The 1,378-nt window shown below is 69.8% G+C and carries 1 protein-coding gene; it reads right to left on the reverse strand.

All coding sequences use genetic code 11. The features are described from left to right. Nucleotides 1-1,304: sensor histidine kinase (locus tag CKO31_RS25855; protein ID WP_200243726.1), on the reverse strand; the 1,304-nt coding region annotated here is incomplete at its 3' end. Nucleotides 1,305-1,378: the final 74 nt, after the last annotated feature.

Below are 1,378 nucleotides of genomic sequence, written 5' to 3' on the forward strand. Positions count from 1 at the left end.
GTACAGCCCGCGCCGGGGGCACTCTCGGCGTCGATGCGACCGCCCAAGGCCTCGGCGATGTGCCGGCTGAGCCAGAGCCCGAGACCAACGCCACCCGGCGTGACCTGATCGGGCGTTGTCGACCCCTGGTAGAAAGGCTCGAAGATGCGCGCCAGGTCCGCCTCCGCGATGCCGATACCGTCGTCGCGCACGGAGATCACCACGGCGTCGCCGGCGCTGGCGTCGACGTCGACGTCGACGTCGACGCGAATCAAGCCGTTCTGCATGTAGCGGTCGGCGTTGCGGATCAGGTTGTTGAGCACCTGCCGGATCCGCGTCGGGTCGGAGTGAACCACCGTCGACGCGGCGCCGTGATGCGTCATCGCCAGGGCATTACCGGGGCTCAGCGTCGGCTCGATGGTGTTGAGCGCCTCAGCGACGATGCGCTCGACCTGCACCCGCTCACAGGCGCAGTGAACGGGGATGCCCGATTCGGCCCGCGCAAGGACGAGCAGCTGCTCGATCAGGTCCAGGAGCTGCGTGGTCGCCGCGAGAATACCCTGGCGCGGCGACAGCCCCAGGCGCTCGGCAGCGGGCACGTCCATCCCCGCGAGTGCGGTGATCGCCTGCAGCGGTGTGCGCAGCTCGTGACTGACGTTCGCGAGAAAGAGGGTCTTGGCGTGATTGGCCCGCTCGGCCTGGTCACGCGCTGCGACGAGCTCGCGCGTGCGCTCCGCGACCATGGTCTCCAGCCCCTCTGCGTAGCGGCGCAGCAGGCGCTGATCCTCGGCCAGGCGCGCGCGCATGCCGCGCACCGCGGCATGGATCACCTGCGCCTCGGTGACCTGCGCTTCACCGACGCTGGGCAGGGGCTCATCGACGGGCCCGGCGGTCTCGAGAAACCGTGCGAGCCGCGACAGCGGTCTGAACAGCCGCACCGACAACAGCACCGTGGACAGTGCCAGCACCGCGGTCAGGACCAGCAGACCCAGGGCCGCCTGCCAGGCGATGGCCCAGCTGTCCGCATGCGCCCGGTCTTTGGAGACGCCGACCCTGACAGCACCGAACCTCCGGCCGGGCGCATGGCTGTGTTGCTCGAAATCGAGCCCGGAGGTGAACTGCTCGGAGACGACGTCGACCGTCGCCGTGGTTTGCCGGCGGACGCCTGCCAGATTGTCTATCGACGCGGAGGCGAGCACACCGCCCGCCTCGTCCAGCACGTCCACAGCGACGACGTCGGGCAGGCGCAGGACCTGCTCCGCGTGCTGGCGGGCATCGGCCCCGGAGGACACCAGCAGGGGGTAACGCACGTCGAGCGCGAGCATCCGGGCAATCTCGCGCGTCGTCGCGCTGAGACGCCGTTCCTGCTCGATGCGGGTCGCCCAGTAGATGATCGTCG

Source organism: Thiohalocapsa halophila, assembly GCF_016583825.1.
GTDB classification, from domain to species: Bacteria; Pseudomonadota; Gammaproteobacteria; order Chromatiales; family Chromatiaceae; genus Thiohalocapsa; species Thiohalocapsa halophila.